The sequence below is a fragment of the Acinetobacter sp. RRD8 genome (assembly GCF_031844225.1).
In the GTDB taxonomy this organism is placed as follows: Bacteria; Pseudomonadota; Gammaproteobacteria; order Pseudomonadales; family Moraxellaceae; genus Acinetobacter.
The window spans coordinates 137,561-157,424 of record NZ_JAUZUU010000004.1 but is presented as its reverse complement, the minus strand read 5'-3'; the positions used below and the strand labels follow the sequence as shown (position 1 = coordinate 157,424).

At 42.5% G+C, this 19,864-nt stretch carries 19 protein-coding genes and 1 pseudogene; 7 read left to right on the top strand and 13 right to left on the bottom strand.

The window, feature by feature from the left end:
• Positions 1 to 138 precede the first annotated feature (138 nt).
• The 5 genes and pseudogenes from Q9R24_RS06330 to Q9R24_RS06310 form a co-directional block, all read right to left on the bottom strand.
• Positions 139 to 912 carry a M48 family metallopeptidase gene (locus tag Q9R24_RS06330; RefSeq protein ID WP_005106510.1) on the bottom strand — a complete coding sequence of 258 codons (774 nt, stop codon included), beginning with the start codon at positions 910 to 912 and terminating at the stop codon, positions 139 to 141.
• Between the two features lie 112 nt (positions 913 to 1,024).
• The gene (locus tag Q9R24_RS06325; RefSeq protein WP_004731567.1) at positions 1,025 to 1,333 is read right to left on the bottom strand and encodes a hypothetical protein; all 309 of its coding nucleotides are present in this window, start codon (positions 1,331 to 1,333) and stop codon (positions 1,025 to 1,027) included.
• Between the two features lie 160 nt (positions 1,334 to 1,493).
• Complete coding sequence (locus Q9R24_RS06320; protein WP_311203909.1) at positions 1,494 to 2,813, bottom strand: adenylosuccinate synthase; 1,320 nt, start codon at positions 2,811 to 2,813, stop codon at positions 1,494 to 1,496.
• A gap of 70 nt (positions 2,814 to 2,883) precedes the next feature.
• A complete protein-coding gene (locus Q9R24_RS06315) occupies positions 2,884 to 4,050 on the bottom strand; it encodes an ATP phosphoribosyltransferase regulatory subunit (RefSeq protein WP_004278964.1) in 1,167 nt (388 codons plus the stop codon).
• Between the two features lie 206 nt (positions 4,051 to 4,256).
• A pseudogene (locus tag Q9R24_RS06310) lies at positions 4,257 to 4,712 on the bottom strand (Lrp/AsnC family transcriptional regulator).
• 147 nt (positions 4,713 to 4,859) lie between these two features.
• Between Q9R24_RS06310 and Q9R24_RS06305 the strand changes: the two are divergent.
• Positions 4,860 to 5,609, top strand: coding sequence for an AzlC family ABC transporter permease (locus Q9R24_RS06305; RefSeq protein WP_311203910.1), 750 nt, complete (start codon positions 4,860 to 4,862; stop codon positions 5,607 to 5,609).
• Positions 5,606 to 5,905, top strand: a complete 300-nt coding sequence (locus Q9R24_RS06300; RefSeq protein WP_114541870.1) for an AzlD family protein — start codon at positions 5,606 to 5,608, stop codon at positions 5,903 to 5,905. The genes Q9R24_RS06305 and Q9R24_RS06300 overlap by 4 nt, the downstream gene beginning before the upstream one ends.
• A 42-nt stretch (positions 5,906 to 5,947) precedes the next feature.
• On the opposite strand, the gene Q9R24_RS06295 is transcribed toward Q9R24_RS06300, so the two are convergent.
• Both Q9R24_RS06295 and Q9R24_RS06290 read right to left on the bottom strand, forming a co-directional pair.
• Positions 5,948 to 6,244 carry a hypothetical protein gene (locus tag Q9R24_RS06295; RefSeq protein ID WP_004278968.1) on the bottom strand — a complete coding sequence of 99 codons (297 nt, stop codon included), beginning with the start codon at positions 6,242 to 6,244 and terminating at the stop codon, positions 5,948 to 5,950.
• Between the two features lie 192 nt (positions 6,245 to 6,436).
• Entirely contained in the window at positions 6,437 to 7,459 is a 1,023-nt protein-coding gene (locus Q9R24_RS06290; protein ID WP_114541869.1) for a type I glyceraldehyde-3-phosphate dehydrogenase, read from the bottom strand.
• A gap of 388 nt (positions 7,460 to 7,847) precedes the next feature.
• Here Q9R24_RS06290 and alaS point away from each other — a divergent pair, with 388 nt between their 5' ends.
• The 3 genes from alaS (at position 7,848) to csrA (ending at position 12,391) form a co-directional block, all read left to right on the top strand.
• Entirely contained in the window at positions 7,848 to 10,541 is a 2,694-nt protein-coding gene (gene alaS, locus Q9R24_RS06285) for an alanine--tRNA ligase (protein WP_311203911.1), read from the top strand.
• A gap of 64 nt (positions 10,542 to 10,605) precedes the next feature.
• Positions 10,606 to 11,886 (top strand): aspartate kinase, encoded by a 1,281-nt coding sequence (locus Q9R24_RS06280; protein ID WP_004278971.1) that lies wholly within the window; start codon positions 10,606 to 10,608, stop codon positions 11,884 to 11,886.
• A gap of 250 nt (positions 11,887 to 12,136) precedes the next feature.
• Positions 12,137 to 12,391, top strand: coding sequence for a carbon storage regulator CsrA (gene csrA / locus Q9R24_RS06275; protein WP_004278972.1), 255 nt, complete (start codon positions 12,137 to 12,139; stop codon positions 12,389 to 12,391).
• A 95-nt stretch (positions 12,392 to 12,486) separates the two neighbouring features.
• Here csrA and rnhB read toward each other — a convergent pair whose 3' ends face one another.
• Both rnhB and Q9R24_RS06265 read right to left on the bottom strand, forming a co-directional pair.
• A complete protein-coding gene (gene rnhB, locus Q9R24_RS06270; RefSeq protein ID WP_311203912.1) occupies positions 12,487 to 13,074 on the bottom strand; it encodes a ribonuclease HII in 588 nt (195 codons plus the stop codon).
• A gap of 59 nt (positions 13,075 to 13,133) precedes the next feature.
• Complete coding sequence (locus Q9R24_RS06265) at positions 13,134 to 13,505, bottom strand: hypothetical protein (protein ID WP_004278974.1); 372 nt, start codon at positions 13,503 to 13,505, stop codon at positions 13,134 to 13,136.
• A 217-nt stretch (positions 13,506 to 13,722) separates the two neighbouring features.
• On the opposite strand from Q9R24_RS06265, the gene Q9R24_RS06260 reads away from it, so the two are divergent.
• Positions 13,723 to 14,286, top strand: coding sequence for a cytochrome b (locus tag Q9R24_RS06260; RefSeq protein WP_311203913.1), 564 nt, complete (start codon positions 13,723 to 13,725; stop codon positions 14,284 to 14,286).
• Between the two features lie 43 nt (positions 14,287 to 14,329).
• Here the strand turns inward: Q9R24_RS06260 and Q9R24_RS06255 are convergent, their stop codons facing one another.
• The 4 genes from Q9R24_RS06255 to yaaA form a co-directional block, all read right to left on the bottom strand.
• Positions 14,330 to 14,683, bottom strand: coding sequence for a hypothetical protein (locus Q9R24_RS06255; protein ID WP_004278976.1), 354 nt, complete (start codon positions 14,681 to 14,683; stop codon positions 14,330 to 14,332).
• Between the two features lie 46 nt (positions 14,684 to 14,729).
• Positions 14,730 to 15,731, bottom strand: a complete 1,002-nt coding sequence (locus Q9R24_RS06250; protein WP_311203914.1) for an adenosine deaminase — start codon at positions 15,729 to 15,731, stop codon at positions 14,730 to 14,732.
• A 76-nt stretch (positions 15,732 to 15,807) separates the two neighbouring features.
• Complete coding sequence (locus Q9R24_RS06245) at positions 15,808 to 17,130, bottom strand: NCS2 family permease (protein ID WP_311203915.1); 1,323 nt, start codon at positions 17,128 to 17,130, stop codon at positions 15,808 to 15,810.
• Positions 17,131 to 18,309: 1,179 nt separating this feature from the next.
• Positions 18,310 to 19,092: a peroxide stress protein YaaA gene (gene yaaA / locus Q9R24_RS06240; RefSeq protein ID WP_044113004.1), complete on the bottom strand. Its 783-nt coding sequence runs from the start codon at positions 19,090 to 19,092 to the stop codon at positions 18,310 to 18,312.
• A gap of 123 nt (positions 19,093 to 19,215) precedes the next feature.
• On the opposite strand from yaaA, the gene Q9R24_RS06235 reads away from it, so the two are divergent.
• Positions 19,216 to 19,848 (top strand): alpha/beta hydrolase, encoded by a 633-nt coding sequence (locus Q9R24_RS06235; RefSeq protein ID WP_004645565.1) that lies wholly within the window; start codon positions 19,216 to 19,218, stop codon positions 19,846 to 19,848.
• Positions 19,849 to 19,864: the final 16 nt, after the last annotated feature.

The following is a 19,864-nucleotide window of genomic DNA, read 5'->3' as shown; positions in this document are numbered from 1 at the left end:
AAAGTCAGACTTTGCCTTTTTTATTGCCTGAAAATAGCCCGTAGAATATTAACCATCCGATCAGCTATAAAAAAAGCAGAGCCATTGCCCTGCCTTTCCAATCCGATCAAGATCTCCTTTTACAGGATGATCAGTGGATTATTTTTTTTGGTTATAAATCTGCATCGCTGCTGGCAATTGTTGACGCATTTGCCCAATACGCTGACTATTCGATGGATGCGTAGACAGGAAGGTTGCACCACTGCCGCCACCAAGTTTGTTCATTTTTTCCCACAGGGTAATGGCTGCATTCGGGTTATAACCTGCGCGCGCCATCAACATTAAACCACCTTGGTCAGCACGGCTTTCCAGATTACGCGAGTATGGCAAGCCAATACCGATCTGACTACCCAATTGTGCTGCTGCAGCGCCACCTTGACCTACACCTGCTGCATTTAAGCCAATACCCAAAGCCAGATCAGTCAGGGCTTGAGCACCGATTTTCTGCTTAGAATGCTCTTCTAAGGCATGCACCATTTCATGACCCATAATCGCTGCAATTTCAGCATCGGTCAGATTCAGTTTATTCACGATACCGGTATAGAATACAACCTTACCACCTGGTGCAACAAAGGCGTTGACCTGATCAGATTTGAGCACAGCCAATTGCCACTGGAATGCTGTACCGGTTTGATTCATCTGGTTAGCAACTGGCTTCAAACGGTTAAATACATTATTAATCCGTTTATAGGTGGCTGAACTGGTATCCAGTTGGCCTTTATTGCGCGCATCATTGACCATGGCATTATAGCTTTGGCTCGCAGATGCATTTAAGGTCGCAGTATCTGCCCCTGCCATATCGGCAATGGTGGTACAACCTGATAATGTTACGACTGTAGCAGCCGCCATACTCAATAAAAGTTTATTCTTCATTATAATTTACTCCGCCTTGGCTCAAGGGCAATTTACATTGTAAAAATTATAAGTGAAAGCGCGCAGCAGCTAAACGCTTAATTCATTCATCTTCTTATAAATTATGTAATTTTTAAGCCAAATACTGTATCGCCAACCAATAAATCAGACAAATAATATTGAGACCCAAATAAATCTGACTCAGTGGTTTTATTTTCTGTTCAAGTATTTCATCTTTACGTTTGAAATATAAAAAAGCATTTTGCAATAAAATAATAGGCACTAAAACACAGGCAATAATGACACTCAGACCAATCAGTGCCGCATAAATCACCTCGGGATTTTGGGTTTGCGCACGAATAATCATCATGGCAATTGTTGGCGCCCCGCCCATCGCGAATAACAATGAATAAAACATGGTCGCCGATATATTTTTTTGCATCCTGCTGCTCATTTTTCTTTCTTTATATACCGCTATGTTAAAGCACATCACGTGGTATTACCGATGCAACTTTAGTCTTGAAATACCTGCATAAATTCAGCATATAAAAAAACCCATCCGGAGATGGGTTTTTATCATTTAAGCTTTAATCAAATCAAGATTAAGCATCAAACGGGTGGCGAAGAACAATCGTTTCTTCACGGTCTGGACCCGTTGAAATGATGTCGATTGGACATTCAATCAATTGCTCAAGACGTTTTACATAGTTCAATGCAGCTTCTGGCAATTGATCCAGTGATTTCGCACCGAAAGTTGACTCAGACCAGCCTGGCATAGTTTCGTAAATCGGTTTTAAAGTTTCGAATGCAAGCGCATCAGAAGAACCGACACAACCAGAATCTGCAGCTTCATAACCCACACAGATTTTCACTTCTTCTAAACCGTCAAGAACGTCAAGTTTAGTCAGGCAAATACCAGAAAGTGAGTTTACATCAACTGAACGGCGTAGAATTTCAGCATCGAACCAGCCACAACGACGTTGACGGCCAGTAGAGGCACCAAATTCATTACCAATCGTACCGAGGTGTTTACCAATCGTATCACCTGTGTCATTTGCAGCGTCATACACCAACTCAGTTGGGAATGGACCTGCACCTACACGCGTTGTGTACGCTTTAGTAATACCCAGTACATAGTCAAGATGCAAAGGACCCAGACCTGAACCAGAGCTTACGCCACCAGCAGTGGTATTCGAAGAAGTCACATACGGATATGTACCGTGGTCAACGTCAAGAAGTGAACCTTGCGCGCCTTCGAACATGATGTTGTCACCGTTTTTACGGTAGTTATGCAATTCAGTGGTCACATCCACAACCAGTGGCGCAACAACTTTACGCCATTCGTCGCAAAGTGCCAGCACATCTTCCAATTTAACTGCTTCAACACCGTAGTATTCAGTCAGCTGGAAGTTATGGTAGTCCAGAAGTTCAGTTAACTGAGCAGTAAGATGTTCACCACCACGTACTAGGTCAGCAACACGTACTGCGCGACGTGCTACTTTGTCTTCGTATGCAGGACCGATACCACGACCTGTCGTACCAATCTTCGCATTACCACGTTTTTTCTCACGCGCCTGATCAAGTGCGATGTGGTTCGGAAGAATCAATGGACAGTTTGGAGAAATGCGTAAACGTTCTTTAACAGGAACGCCTTCTTTTTCAAGAATGTCCATCTCTTTGATGAGCGCTTCAGGAGAAAGAACAACACCGTTACCAATTAAGCACAATACGTTTTCACGTAAAATACCTGATGGAATGAGGTGTAAGACAGTTTTCTTACCACCAACCACAAGAGTGTGACCTGCGTTATGTCCGCCTTGATAACGAACTACCGCTGCCGCTTGATCTGTGAGCAGGTCGACGATTTTACCTTTACCTTCGTCGCCCCATTGGGTACCAAGTACCACAACATTCTTGCCCATAATAGCCTCATTACATCATGCTGTTAAAGTTGAAAGCCCCGCTCAGCGACATGAACACTGAGCCAAGCAGTTAAATCGTTTTGACTGTCCACTCACCATTCGCATTCACCAGCTGGTGCGTCGCATATGGAATCGAGTTTAAATCATCATTACCCAGTAACTGAATTACACTTAAGCCTTGTGCACGAATATTCTGAATTGCATTCAGAAGTTCTGCATCAGTGCCTTTAGGTGCAACCACGACCTGTACCGCATCAAACTGGCCTGCGCTTAAAGCATATAAGTCACAAGAGAAACCGGTTGCCGGACGCGCACGGCCAAAATGTTCACCAATGCCATCATAACGGCCACCTTGTGCCAGTGCAGCTGCACGGTTCGGTGCATAGACTGCATACATCAAGCCAGTATGATAATGGTATGAACGTAATTCAACCACATCAATACCAATACTCAAGTTTGGCCAACGGGTTTGAACTTCGTCTTTGGTGGTTTGCAAGACATTAAAAGCCTGCGTAAATGCTGGATTTGCCAACACTTCAGCACTTAAATGCGCTTGTAATGCATCCAGGTCGCTGGCATAGCGTCCAAGTGCATAGAAATCCTGACCAAATTTCAGGTCTGCCGTGAATTCTTCTAATTCTGGCAAAGCCTTACGCTGGTATAAATCAGATAATTGCTGTTCAGCGACTTTGTTTAAGCCGGCTTGAGCCACCAGACTGCGGAATAAACCCACATGACCTAAGTCCAGATGAATACCATCTGCCAGACCTGTTTCCTGAATCAGACTGATCATCAAGTCGACCATTTCTACATCGGCATCGATGCTGTCTGAACCAAATAGCTCCGCACCTAACTGTAGTGGCGCACGCGAAGTGTTAAAACCGCGAGGCTTGGTATGCAGAACGGTTCCTGCATAGCAGTAACGTGCTACACCTTCCACTGGATGTACATGCGCATCAATACGAGCCACTTGTGGTGTCATATCGGCACGCACACCAAGCAAACGACCAGAAAGCTGATCGATTACTTTAAAAGTGGCTAAGTCTAAATCTTGATTCGATTCTGAGAGAGAAGATAGAGATTCGATGTATTCAATGAATGGCGTGTACACCAGCTGATAACCTCGAGATGCAAGGAAATCCAGTGATTTACGGCGCAGACTTTCAATAACTTGCGCTTGTTCTGGTAATACATCAGCTACACCATCAGGTAATAACCATGTCTCTGAAATGGGCATGTTGTAAACCTAAATTCTTGTCAGCGCGGAACGAATCCGCATAAAAAAATCGGGAGCACACCCGATTTCTCCTAGTCTAGCACGATAGTTTTGGCTGTGCATCGCAAATTTTATAATTTTCGCTACCTGATGAAATCAACAACAATTGTGTCAACTATCAGCGTTTTAATGCACATTTAAAACAAATAGCATGACAAAATCCGGCATTAAACCAAAGGCAATGCAGTCGTGCTTTTAACCGTTTGCAATGGAATTTCAGTTTTTACACTTTGAATGCAGGGAATTTGGGTTAAATGATGAATCTGAAATTTACGATAGGCATCCAGATCAGCCACCACAATTCTTAAAAAGAAATCACAATCGCCTGCCATTAACTGGCACTCGACGACTTCTGGCATTTCCTTGATCGCTTCGACAAATTGATCGACCACAGCAGCTTCTTGAGACTTGAGCTAGACGCGTGCAAACACGCTCATCGCCAAATTGACCTTTTGTGGATTCAGCAGTGCGACATATTGCTCAATCACGCCATTATCTTCCAGCTGTTTTACCCGTCTTAAACAGGGTGACGGTGACAAGCCAATTAATTGAGCCAGTTCATTATTTTGCAGTTTTCCATTCTTTTGCAGCTCATGCAAAATGCGTTTATCTATTTGATCCATGTCTATGCCTTGGCATTTAAAACCTCTTAAATTTAATTTAGCGCAATTTAATTTCAAATAAAACTCAAATCTCTTTCACTACAACAGCAAATAGCCTGAATATCGCCATAAAATATGGTCTAGTTTTGCAGTACCCAGGTCATTTCCATGCTTTTGTTCAGACAAAGCACCGCAGCAATAGTTGCCCCTACCGATTTCAGTGAATTTCAACGTGGCATGAAAGATTCTATTCCCATGCTTTTAGGGATTATCCCCTTTGCGCTGGTACTGGGTGCGACGGCAGTACAGAAGAATTTCAGCTTGCTCGAAGTGCCATTACTGACCGGTTTGAACTTTGCCGGCGGTTCTGAATTTACCATTCTGGAAGTCTGGAGCAGTCCACCAAATTTACTCATGCTGATGTTCATTACCTTTCTGGTAAATAGCCGGCATCTGTTGATGGGCGCCAGTTTGGTTCCGTATTTAAAGCATCTTCCGAATCTTAAAGTTTTTCCGGCGCTGTTTTTTATGGTCGATGAAAGCTGGGCACTCGGTCTGGCTGATGCACAAAGGAAACAGGCGCAACTGGGTTATCGTGCTGCGTTTAGCATGCCTTATTATGCCGGCCTGTGTTTTTGCCTGTACTTGATGTGGGTCGGATTTACCACACTCGGGGCCATGCTTGGACCTGTATTAGGCGACATCAACCGTTTTGGTTTTGATATGGCCTTTCCTGCTGTATTTCTGGTGTTACTAAGAAGTATGTGGAAAGGTTTTGAGGCTGCCCGGCCATGGCTGGTCAGTTTAGTCTGTGCGGCTTTGGCTTATTTATATTTACCTGCGGGCTGGTATGTGCCGATTGGCGCCTTGTCTGGAATCACTTCGGCATTTTTCCTGATTCAAGAGGATCAAGCATGATCCAGATAAATACCTTGGTGGCCATTATCCTGATTGCTGTGACCACCTATTTAACCCGGCTCTTGGGCTATGTCTTATTAAAAAATAAAACGCTGACACAGCGCCAGCGAAAAATTCTGGAAGTAGTTCCCGGCTGCGTGCTGATTTCAGTGATTGCGCCTTATTTTGTACGCGACCATCCGGCAGACCTGATTGCCTTGGCTTTAACGCTATTTGCCGCTACACGTTTTGGATTATTACCGACCGTCGCCATCAGTATGGTTTCTGCTGCAATTTTAAGAATTTTAATAATCTAACGCTAGAAAAACCCCTTTAAATGATCTATAAAGGGGTTTTGTTTATTTCTGTGGATCAACCACTTTGGTCAGCAAACTGACCAGTTCGGCATTTTGCAATTCAACCTGCTGAAGTTTGGCTGTGGTCTGATCCAGCACTTCCTGCTGCACATGCATTTTTTTGGCTAGATCCTGCATGATTTCCAGGGTCTTTTTTAAATTTTCTTCCAGATGCACGATTTTTTCTTCGACTGGCACGCCTTCCACGCTACGTGGCTCATCACTCTGGTTAAACTGCAGCCAGATCAGAAAAATTACCGCCAAAGTCAGCAGTATAATAAATCCCCAAACCACCATCATGTGCTTGCTCTTATTTCATTTTATTGTCTTTATCTTAACGAAAAATGCTGCAGATAACGTAAATAATTCAGCCTCAATTCCTGATTTTCGATCAATTACCGGCAAATTCTCTTAAAACATGGCTTGCAGAATATTTACAGGCAAGAAAAAAGCACCGTATCTCGGTGCTTTTGAGGTTTAGATAACCCGAACTTAATGAAATGATTCACATAAATCCAGCAGACGGTTGGCATAGCCCCACTCGTTATCGTACCAGGCAAAGACTTTGGCTTGATGCCCAACGACTAGAGTCTGGGTCAAATCCACAATCAATGAATATGGGGAATGATTAAAATCACTCGATACCAATGGCTCATCTGTCACGGCCATAATTTCCGCAAAATCCTGCTGGGCAGCCTTGATCAGCACTTCATTCAGCTTGTGATCGGTAATCGGCGACTGGGAGACAAACGTTAAATCAATCGCGGCCACATTAATGGTCGGCACCCGAATTGAATAACCATCAATACGATCTTCCATTTTTGGCATGACACGCTTTAAGGCACCGAGTGCGCTCGAAGTCGTAGGAATGATGTTATGGCCTGAAGCACGTGCACGACGCAAATCACGATGCGCATGATCCAGTACCGACTGATCCGCCGTGACAGCATGGATTTCAGTCATCAGGGCGCTACTGATCCCAAATGCATCATCGACAATTTTGACCAGTGGCACCAAAGCCTGCGTAGTACAAGAAACACTGGAAATGATCTGGTCCGATGCTTTGACTTCATGATGATTGACACCATAGACAATCGCGGCATCGACCGTATCAAAAGGTGCAGCGCCAATAATCACACGTTTCGCCCCTGCCTGAATATGCTGGGTTGCGGCTTCACGGGAACGGAACAGCCCGGTACATTCAAGCACTACATCTACCGCCAGGTTTTGCCAAGGCAACTTAGCCGGCTGGGACTCACACAAAACCTGCACTTTTAATGCAGCATCCTGATAGCTGATATGCATATAGATATGTTCAGCATCATAGCTGAGATCCACCTGCCCCGGAAAACGGCCATGGGTCGAGTCATATTTAAATAAATGAATCAGGGTTTCAACATCAGCAATATCGTTAATGGCAACGATTTCAAAATTAAAATCTTTCGGGTTTTCAAACCATGCGCGCAGTACATTCCGTCCAATACGCCCAAATCCATTGATTGCCACTCGTTGCATGACTCGACCTTTTATATGCCTATTTTAAAACTCTTCTATGTTAAAGGATTTCTGGCGCCGTACATTAAAAACTTCAGTGAAAATACTGATTTTCGATTATTTTATTTCTGATACATTCGTCTGTATTCGAGCCATTTAAAATTCCGTTTATTTTTTAAAGAGATGGATATAGACGAATTCTACTGTGGGAAAATTCAATTTAATTATTCAGCGAAAAACCTGAGTAAATAAATCCTTCGCAATTGGTTTTAAAATGATTGGTGCATACTGCTTTTTCCGTTATAATTTGGCGTTTTAAATTTTTAAGCCCCGCATTGCAGCAGAGCTCTTGTATGCTTGTCAGACTGTGGTGTTTTAGCCAAATCGGAAATTATGGAGTGACTTGGTTGTGAGTACTCGTTTTATGACATCAGCTGAAATTCGTGAAGCATTTTTGCGTTACTTTGAATCGCAAGGGCATACACGTGTCGCGTCGAGTTCTCTAGTACCTGCCAATGACCCAACTTTGCTGTTCACCAATGCTGGTATGAACCAGTTTAAAGATTGCTTCTTAGGTCTAGAAAAACGCGATTATGTACGTGCAGTGTCATCACAAAAATGCGTGCGCGCAGGTGGTAAGCACAATGACCTGGACAATGTGGGTTATACAGCACGTCACCACACTTTCTTTGAAATGTTGGGTAACTTCTCCTTTGGTGATTACTTCAAACGTGATGCGATCAAATTTGCTTGGGACTTTTTGACTAACGAAGAATGGCTTGGTCTTCCTAAAGATAAACTCTATGCAACCGTTTACCACACCGATGATGAAGCCTTTGACATCTGGAACAAAGAAATCGGTCTAGATGCATCTCGCATCATCCGTATTGGTGACAACAAAGGCGGTCAATACGCATCTGATAATTTCTGGGCAATGGGTGACACCGGTCCTTGTGGTCCATGTTCTGAAATCTTCTTTGACCATGGCGATCACATCTGGGGTGGCCTACCGGGTTCTCCTGAAGAAGATGGTGACCGTTTCATTGAAATCTGGAATAACGTTTTCATGCAGTTCAACCGTACTGCTGATGGCGTGTTACACCCTCTTCCAGCGCCTTCTGTGGATACAGGGATGGGCTTGGAGCGTATTTCTGCAGTTTTACAGCACGTCAACTCAAACTACGAAATCGATTTATTCCAGCATTTACTTAAAGCTGCGGCTGAAATTATTGGTCTGGATACTACAGCGCTTGAAGCTGAAGCTGCTGAGAAAGGCACACCAGTTCAGTATCCTGCTTCATTGAAAGTCGTTGCTGACCATGCCCGTTCATGTTCATTCCTGATTGCTGATGGCGTAAATCCATCGAATGAAGGCCGTGGCTATGTATTGCGTCGTATTATCCGTCGTGCAGTACGTCATGGTAACAAGCTAGGTGCAACAGGTTCGTTCTTCCACAAGATGTTGAAGCCACTGATCGAAGTGATGGGCGAAGCTTATCCTGAACTTGCAGCCAACCAGGCACGTATCGAAGCACAACTTCTGAAAGAAGAAGAACAATTTGCCAAAACACTTGAGCAAGGTCTGAAATTGCTTGAAGGTGAATTGGCACAGTTAAAAGGTTGTGTGATTCCGGGTGAAGTAGTATTTAAACTTTACGACACTTACGGCTTCCCGACAGACTTGACTGCAGATATCGCACGTGAACGTGACTTAACCATTGATGAAGCGGGTTTCGAAACTGAAATGGCTGCTCAACGTCAACGTGCTCGTGATGCAGGCAAATTCGCAATCGACTACAATAGCGTAGTTAAAGTTGAAGGCGAAACCCAGTTTGACGGTTATGACGCAACTGCAGGTGAAGGTCAAATCATCGCAATCTACAAAGATGGCGAGCAAGTTGATGAAGTAGTTGAAGGCGACGAAGCACTGATCGTACTTAGCCAAACACCTTTCTACGCAGAAAGCGGTGGTCAAATCGGTGATACAGGTATCTTTAAAAACGATACTGGTATTTTCGAAGTTCAAGATACCAAAAAATCTGGTGGTGCATTTGTACACCAAGGTATCGTGACGATGGGTAACTTAAAAGTTACTCAAAATGTAGAAGCAACGGTTAAAGCAGACATTCGTGCGGCAACGGCACGTAACCACTCTGCGACTCACCTGCTACATGCTGCGTTACGTCAAATTTTAGGTTCACATGTACAGCAAAAAGGTTCATTGGTTGCATCTGATGTGTTACGTTTTGACTTTGCCAATGACCAACCTGTAAGCTTTGAACAGCTGCAAGAAATTGAACGTTTGGTCAATGCAGAAGTGATTGCCAATACTGCGGTGTCTACTGAACTTCTGGATATCGAGTCTGCGAAAGCTAAAGGCGCGATGATGCTGTTTGGCGAGAAATACGGTGACGAAGTACGTGTACTGTCTATGGGTTCAGTGATTGAAGAGAAAAACTTCTCAATCGAACTTTGCGGTGGTATTCACGTAAAACGTACCGGTGATATCGGTCTGTTCAAAATCACCTCTGAAGGTGGTGTGGCAGCCGGTGTACGTCGTATTGAAGCAGTAACAGGCACGAAAGCAGTTGAAGTTGCGCAAAAAGCCGATCGCGATATCAATACGATTAACGGTTTGCTCAAAGCGCAAAAAGACCAGACTTTAGAAAAAGTTGAAGCACTGGTTGATACTGCATCAAGCTTGCAGAAACAGATTGAACAACTCAATCAAAAACTTGCTAGCCTGCAAGCCGGTGAACTTCTAAGCCAAGTTCAAAGCATTGCAGGTCGTGCAACCTTGATTACAACTGTTGAAAACATGGATGCGAAAGCACTTCGCAACCTGCACGACGGTGTGAAATCAAAATTAGAAAATGCAGTGATTGTTCTTGCAGGTGTAGAGGGTGACAAGGTGAGCTTGATCGCATCTGTGGCAAAAGACTTTACTGCTTCTATTAAAGCAGGTGACATCATCAAACATTTAGCGACTGAGCTAGGTGGTAAAGGTGGTGGTAAACCTGACTTGGCACAAGGTGGCGCGCCACTTAACGAGAAGTTTGCTCCAGTGATGGCAGATTTAACTGCCTGGCTTGCAGCAAAATAAAACTTCAATTTTGTGTAACTGACCCTGATAGGTACATCAGGGTCATGGCTTATATGGAACAACTATGGCATTAATCGTTCAAAAATATGGCGGTACCTCTATGGGTACTCCCGAGCGCATTTTAAATGTTGCTCGTCGTGTAAAGCGCTGGCATGACCACGGCCACAAGGTAGTGGTAGTGGTATCAGCAATGAGTGGCGAAACCAATCGTCTACTTGCTTTAGCGAAGGCCATTACCGAAACCCCTGACCCACGTGAACTAGACCAAATGGTATCTACGGGTGAACAGGTTACGATTTCTATGTTAGCAATGGCGCTGAACTCAATTGGAGTTGAAGCAAAATCACTAACAGGTCGCCAGGTTGGCATGAAAACCGACAGCTCATTCAATAAGGCACGTATCGAATCCATTGATACTGAAGTCCTGAACTCAAATCTGGATGCAGGCCGCGTACTTGTCGTTGCCGGGTTCCAGGGTTTTGATGAACATGGCAATACCACTACTTTAGGGCGTGGCGGTTCTGATACTTCAGGTGTTGCAATTGCTGCCGCACTCAAAGCAGATGAATGCCAAATTTATACCGACGTTGACGGTGTATATACCACCGATCCACGTGTTGCACCAAAAGCAAAAAAAGTTGATCGTATTTCATTTGAAGAAATGCTTGAGATGGCGTCACTCGGTTCTAAAGTCCTGCAAATTCGTTCAGTTGAATTTGCTGGTAAATACCAGGTGCCTTTACGCGTATTATCAAGTTTCGACAATGACAACGATGGCGCATTCGACGAAGAGTTTAAGCAAAACGTTGGTACACTTATTACGACTGAATTGGAAGACAATATGGAACAGCCAATTATCTCCGGTATCGCATTTAACCGTGACGAAGCAAAATTAACTATTTTAGGCGTGCCTGACGAACCGGGTATTGCTTCTAAAATTTTGTGCCCGATTGGTGATGCCAATGTTGAAGTGGATATGATTATCCAGAACGTTGAAGAAGATGGTACAACTGATTTCACTTTTACTGTGAACCGTGGCGAATTAAATAAAGCCAAAGCTATTCTTGAAGCAACTGCTCAAGAAATTGGTGCACGTGAAGTTGCGACCCGTTCAGATATCGTAAAAGTATCGATCGTAGGTGTCGGTATGCGTTCACATGCCGGTGTAGCGAGCAAAATGTTTACAGCATTGGCAGATGAAGGTATTAACATCCTGATGATCTCGACGTCTGAAATCAAGATTTCTGTGATCATTGAAGAAAATTATCTTGAACTTGCGGTTCGTTCATTGCATACCGCATTCGGTTTAGACCGTGAACAAGGCGAATCTAGCGCACGTGCTTAAGCGTTAAGATAGAATATTGTCATTGTTTGACAGTATTTTATAAAAGTCTACAAAAATGCAGAGCCACTATAGTTTTTTTTATAGTGGCTCTGTTATATTAAGCCTGAGGATTTTTAACCAGCTGAGATAGATTAAAATCTTTCACCCAGATGACAGAATTTCTATCCAGATCTTATTTTGTAATTTTTGGTTGTGCTTTTTGTTTTACATTCAATAGATTGCAGGTTTTGCATTTTGCAAGGAGAAAAACATGCTGATTCTGACTCGACGCGTCGGGGAAACTTTAATGATTGGTGATCAAGTCAGTGTGACTGTGCTTGGTGTAAAAGGTAACCAGGTTCGTATCGGGGTAAATGCTCCGAAAGAAGTCTCTGTGCACCGTGAAGAGATTTACCAGCGTATCCAGCATGAACGTGCAATGCATGAACATCTTCAACATATCGATCAAGATTACCAACCTTCTTATGAAGACGATAGCCAGACACAAAATAACTTTAACCGTTAATGTTTGTGCGAAGAATAAAGCGGCTTTTGAGCCGCTTTAAATTTGTCTAAATTTTATACAAAAATATTAAATACTTAGATAATTTAAAATAAAACTTAAAGTTCTGCACCCTGCTGTAATGCTGCAATCACCTTTTTTACCGGCCCAAAACTGCGACGATGCTCAACAATCACGCCATGTAAGGCAATCGCTTCAAAATGTGCCTTGGTCGGATAACCCTTGTGCTTGGCAAAGCCAAATTGCGGATGCTTCTGGTCCATCTCGATCATCTGATGATCACGGGTTACTTTCGCCAGAATACTGGCTGCTGAAATTTCAGCATGCAGTGCATCACCACCCACCACGGCATCACAGCTCATAGCAAGGCCCTGTGGAATCTTGTTGCCATCGACCAATACATGCTCAGGCTGAACTGGCAAAGCTTCTACAGCACGGCGCATGGCCAGCAAAGAAGCTTGCAAAATATTATGTTCATCAATCTCTGCCGCAGAAGCCTCAGCAATGGCCCATGCCAGCGCTTTTTCCTGAATCTCGATAAAAAGTTTTTCACGCTTCTTTTCAGTGAGTTTTTTAGAATCATTTAAACCCTCAATCGGGTTGTTCGGATCCAAAATAACTGCCGCAGCGACGACTGAACCGACTAATGGCCCACGCCCTGCTTCATCTACACCAGCAATCTTCATGTCTATTTTTCCATAAAAAATAGGCTGAACCAGTCAGCCTATTTCAATTTAATCTTGGCTTAGTTTACAGCTTCAGCCACACAAGCGTTAATGGTTTTTGCAACCACATTGCCGACAATCGTCGCACGTGCTGCCGGGTCAATTGCTGCAGTCGCCAAATCTACCGCTGTTACACTTTGTGGCGCTTTTTCACTGACACAGCCACAAATTTCAGTCTGGATATTCTGCTTTTGGGTCGTAGTCATTAGACGTGTAGCTGTTTGCCATGCTGGAATATTATTCAGCTCAGTCGTACATTTTGCATTGATCGCGATTTTAAGCGCAGCCCCACCCAGCTGTTGAGTCGTGGTTTGCGTTTCAGGGCTGCCTGTTGTTGCACAAGCCGATAAAACCAAAGTAAGCGGAGCAAGTGCAGCCAATAATTTTTTCACAGATCTGTTCCTTGTTTATTCATATATGAAGCGTGACGCTATTGTGCCGAAATTCACCTGAATAAGAAATCTATAAATCATCCTGAATGTTTAATCTGCACCCAGCAATTTCAATAGATGTTGCATGAAAGCCACCATAGCGTTGCAGATTTGGAATTGCTGAGTTGATTCGCCCTTTGCTAAGGTGCATTCATCTTTGAGGGCAATCGAAAATCACATGGAAAAAGTACAATATTACACGCGCACGGCACAATGGCTGCACTTGATCATGGTAGTTATCTTTATTGCGGCCTGGCTGATTGGTTTTTATAGTGGGAATTTTTTAAGTTATGAAGTCGATGGCAGCTTTAAAGGCGATGTCATCACCCTGCATAAAAATATCGCCACCACCATTATTTTCCTGTTGGTTGTGCGAATTTTCTGGCGTTATACCCACCCTGCCCCTGAACTACCGGACGCTATGTCACCCCGGATGAAAACTTTGGCACATGCAGGTCATCTGGCTTTGTATTTTATGCTGATTGCCCTACCTGTCACCGGCTGTTTATATAGCTGGAGTCTAGGCTATCCAGCACCAGTGCTATATTTATTTAACCTGCCGGCACTGATTTCAGAAAATCCGGCTGTAACCGCGATCGTAAAACCCCTGCATATCTGGCTTTCCTGGGCAGTTGGCTTACTTTTAGTTGGACATATTTTCGCAGCACTGAAACATCATTTTATCGATAAAGATCATGTACTCAACAGCATGACCCGACAATCCAAATCTTCTAAAAAATAATCTGCAAAACCACACTCAATCAGCTTTCATTGCAAAGCTGATTTTATTTTAAGAACTCGGTCATGCAGCCTTTCAGACTGTTTGCAATAGCCTGTTGCGTGAGTTTTGACTTTACTTCTTCATCCAGAGTCGCTTTCAGTAAAGTGCTTGCCGGAATATCCTTGAGTGCATGCTCACCTACACATGAACAGACATTTTGCTCAAGTTCAGCTTTATTTTTGTCCTGCATAAAATAGGTCGAGGCAGTCCAGAATTTAGATGCTTTCAATTCTTTTGCACATTGGTATTCAATCACGGGTTTTAAAGTACGCTGTGTCAAAGTCATATCTGCATTTGAGCAGGCAGATATCAACACGCTACTGATGAGTAGAATTACATGTTTCAACTTCATATCCATCTATAAAAAACAAAGGCAGAGCGTACCCTGCCTGTTATCTAAAAACTTAAACCAGGGCACGGATCTGGTTGATCCATTGCTCTTTATCAGCATCGGTAATAAAAGAAGCTTCAAATGAGTTGATGGCCAACTGCTTCAATTCCTCGTTGCTTAAATCCAGTGCTTCAGCAATGGCAATAAAATTGTCATTCATATAACCACCAAAATAAGATGGATCATCTGAATTGACCGTGACATGCACACCTTGCTGTAAGAGGCGACGGATATTATGCTGCTGCATATCATCCACGACGCAGAGTTTCAGGTTTGACAATGGGCAAACCGTCAGTGGCATCTTTTCTGCGATCAGGCGCTGCATTAACGCCCGATCCTCTTCCGAACGTACACCATGATCAATACGATTCACTTTCAGCAAATCTAAAGCTTCCCAGACATAGGCTGCCGGGCCTTCCTCACCTGCATGTGCTACAACCAAGAAACCTGCTTCACGCGCTTTAGCAAAGACACGTTCAAACTTTGAAGGTGGATGCCCGACTTCACTTGAGTCCAAACCGACTGCAATAATCTGGTCTTTATAAGGTAAGGCCTGTTCCAATGTTGCAAATGCAGCATCTTCACTTAAATGACGCAAGAAGCACATAATCAGATGTGAACTGATACCAAGTTTAGTTTTGGCATCATCACAGGCTTTTTGCAAGCCGTTGATCACGGTTGCAAAAGCAACGCCACGATCGGTATGGGTCTGTGGATCAAAGAACATTTCAGTATGCACGACCCGGTCTTCAGCACATTTCTCAAAATACGCCCAGGCCAGATCATAAAAATCCTGTTCATGAATCAATACAGTAGCACCAGCATAATAAATATCCAGGAAGGACTGAAGATTATGAAAGTTATAGACCTGTTTAACTTCTTCAACAGATTTATACGGGATGGCAATTTTATTACGCTGAGCGATCGCAAACATTAGCTCAGGCTCAAAAGTGCCCTCAATATGAACATGAAGCTCGGCTTTTGGCAAAGCTCGAATCAACTCAAGACGGTTCATCGCTTCTCCTCATGAAACCTAAAATAATAAAAAAAGGGTGCAAACTGAGTTTACACCCTTTCCAAATCTAGAAAAATTAGCCGCCAAATAGTGCGAATTTAAGCGTCCATAGTATTGCAATAATCCAGACCATATACGGTACAGTTGATGCCTTACCGGTTAACAATTTGATCAGTGCATAGCTGATGAAGCCCATCGCAATACCATCCGCAATCGAATAGGTAAATGGCATAAATACAATGGTTAAAAATGCAGGAACTGCTTCTGTAATGTCTTCCCAGTCAATATGCACGATACCTTGAATCATTAAGACACCGACAAATAACAGCGCTGGCGCTGTTGCAAAGCTTGGTACAGACTGTGCCAATGGTGCAAGGAACAAACAGGCAACAAACAGGATACCGACTACAACAGCAGTTAGACCTGTACGGCCACCGGCTGCTACGCCCGCAGAAGATTCAATGTATGGCGTAGTCGAAGATGTACCCAGCGCTGCACCTGCAACAATTGCAGAAGAATCAGCAAATAATGCTTTCTTTAAGCGTGGCAGTTTGCCATCTTTCAACAAGCCTGCACGGTGTGAAACACCTACAAGCGTACCGGTTGAGTCGAATAAATCGACCAGGAAGAAGACAAAAATCACGCCAATTAAACTGGCAGTGAACAGACCTTCAAAGCTCATTTGCATAAATGTTGGTGCAATCGATGGCACTGCGCCAACCACACCTTTAAACTCACTCAGCCCCAGTGCTGCTGAAATACCGGTTAACACCAAAATACTGATGATGATCGCACCACGCACTTTAAAGTGATGCATTACAACGACTAGAAGGAAACCAAATAATGCAAGCAAAACCGATGGTTGCTTTAAATCACCCAAACCTACCAACGTAGCGGGATTATCGACAATCAGGCCGGCATTTTTCAAAGCAATCAGCGCCAGGAATAAGCCAATACCACCACCGATGGCCAGTTTCAGCGACATTGGAATCGCATTGACAATGGCTTCACGGATTTTGAACATGCTGATCGCAATAAACACAAGACCCGAGATAAACACAGCCCCAAGTGCTGTTTGCCAAGGCACACCCATTCCCAAACATACGGAATAGGTAAAGAAGGCATTCAAGCCCATGCCTGGTGCAAGTGCAATTGGATAATTTGCAATCAAGCCCATGACTAAACAGCCAATCGCGGCTGCAAGACAGGTTGCTACAAAGACAGCCCCATGATCCATCCCCGTTTCGGACAAAATCATTGGATTGACAATAATGATGTAACACATCGTTAAGAATGTAGTTACACCGGCAAGAACTTCTGTACGGAAACTGGTTTTGTTTTCACTCAGTTTAAACAGACGTTCAAGCATACTTTCTGAAGATGGATTAGGAGTCGTCATGACCTAGCCCCTATTGAGTAAACTTAATGCTTTAAGCAAGCCGTCAAATAAATGAAACTTTATAAAAAAATTCATCAATTTTAAGGATGTGTTAGCAACGAATATGCCAGCATAGCCATTTGACGGGTTAAAATGTTGGAACAGCTTACAGCCCCGGGGCTATGCTATAAAAACCCAAAAAAATCTAAACAAAAAAGCTGCATAACTTTTATGCAGCTTTATTTTCTTGATTTAAATCAAATGCTTCACAAGATGAATTCTGCTTCATCCTGATCGTTGGCAAATTATAACACATTGATTTCTTATTGCTTATTTGATTTTACACTTTATTAGAAATTAATATATCTTAAATGAATACTTTAAATTTTTATTATATTTATTATTGATTTAATTTTATCATTTTAGCCCAATCAACGAAAGAAGATTGTCTAGCCTGCTTAATGTCGATGCCGATTGGATTCCAGCAATTTGCTTGAATCACGTCCATCGTTCAAGACATGACGGATCTTTTCATATTTTCTGATTTCTGACTGTTTATGGACACAAAATCCTAATAAACTGATCATTAAGGCAAAAACAGGGATAGCATATATTTTCATTTTTATTATGCTGCTTTGTAACACTATGCAATTATGCTAACAAAAAACCTAACAAACTTGTGACATAGTTTACATTTAACCCGATAGAAGGCATTTATTTATCTTCTAAAGATTAATTTTATGTCGTTTTATTTATTAATACTTAATTAATTTATAATTCTTTTTTTCAAAAAATCGATCCTATTAAAAATTCTTTCAAATAAACAATAAATAATTGAATTTAATATATTTTTAAAAATATCTAAAAGAATTTTATTCAAAATTAAAATATATAGATAAATGAAATCTAACCTATTCAATAGAAGTTATTTCGATTTATTTTATCGGCCTTTTCCAAGAATACTCAACTTTAATTTTTAGGATAAAATGATCTAAATAAGGGAGATTTTTCGAGGGATTTCAAAGTGTTTAGCGACATTTTTTATTTTTAACTATCTTGAAGTTTTCATTATGCAGTTCATCCATACTTCACTCATCATAGAGGCAAATCGTTGAACACTAGTTAAGAACCTGACCATAATAAATACATCCCAGTATCCAACATATATATCCTCATGCTGGATACTGGGAATCATCTCATTTATGCACTCAGTTGTTCATCACGCTTAAACACCAGTTCTCCCTTGAGTGAACTGTCTGCATCAAAATAATAGCCATCGCTATTAAAAGCTTTCAGTTCTTCGACATGATCAATTTTATTTTCAATCATAAAACGTGCCATGAGGCCGCGTGCTTTTTTGGCATAGAAACTAATCACTTTATATTTGCCATTTTTCTGATCCAGAAATACCGGCTTGATAATGTCTGCCTGAATTTTGCGCTCGTTGACTGATTTGTAATATTCATCAGAAGCAATATTCACCAGAATTTCAGAATTTGCTGCGGTTAAATCCTGATTAATCAGATCAGTAATGTGATGAGCCCAGAACTCATATAGATTATGCCCACGGGAATTGGCCAATTTAGTTCCCATTTCCAGACGGTACGGCATCATCAGATCCAAGGGACGTAACAGTCCATATAATCCAGACAACATGCGTAAACGGTCTTGTGCATAGTGCAGATCTTCATGTTTCAAACTATAGGCATCCAGACCGGTATAGACATCGCCTTTAAATGCAAAAATCGCCTGACGGGCATTGGCTAAATTAAAATCCGGTTGCCAGTCATTAAAACGTGCGGTATTTAAAGTGGCAATTTTTTCACTAACACTCATTAAGCTGGAAATTTCTGTTGCAGAAAGTGTGCGACAAACGTTGATCAAGTCCTGTGAATGTTCTAATAATCTCGCTTGAGTAAATTGGTCAGTCGGTAATGGAGTATCGTAATCGAGAGTTTTGGCTGGAGAAATTAAAGCGAGCATGGCAACCTGGTCAAAAAATGATTAATCAAACTATATCAGTCTGCTTATTTTAATTCCAATTCATGTTTTTATTCACCATAATCGTTAAAATGCACGATTCTCCTGTTAATCATCGGTTTTTATATGCCCGAGCAAATTTTTCTTCAAGGGCCTGCGGGTCAGATTGAAGTTTTTGTGGATTATCCTCAGGGTGAAGTGAAAGGATTCGCGGTAGTTTGTCACCCCCATCCATTGCAAGGCGGTACACCACAACATAAGGTTCCGGTTTTACTGGCACAAATGTATCTGGAACGTGGCTGTATTGTGTATCGTCCAAGTTTCCGTGGTTCTGGTCAAAGTGAAGGTATACACGACGAGGGCTTCGGTGAAACGGATGATGTATTAGAAGTCATTCGGTTCGCTCGCAACCAGCATATTGCCCTGCCTTTTTATGCAGGCGGTTTTAGTTTTGGTGCGCATGTCATGGCAAAAAGCTATGCAGCCTTACCCGTAGAACTGCAACCAAAGCAAACCATTTTATGTGGTCTGCCGACTGCAACAGTTGCCGGTATTCGTCATTATGTGACGCCTGCCATTAAAGGCGACATTCTGTTCATTCATGGCGAAGCCGATGAAGTGACTTTGCTCTCAGATATGATTGAATGGGCAAAACCACAACGCCATTTAGTGACCGTATTACCTGGTGCCAACCATTTCTTTACCGGCTATTTAAAGCAATTGCGGATCGCAATGACCCGGTACTTAGCGCTTGGCTAAATAAAAAAACCCATCA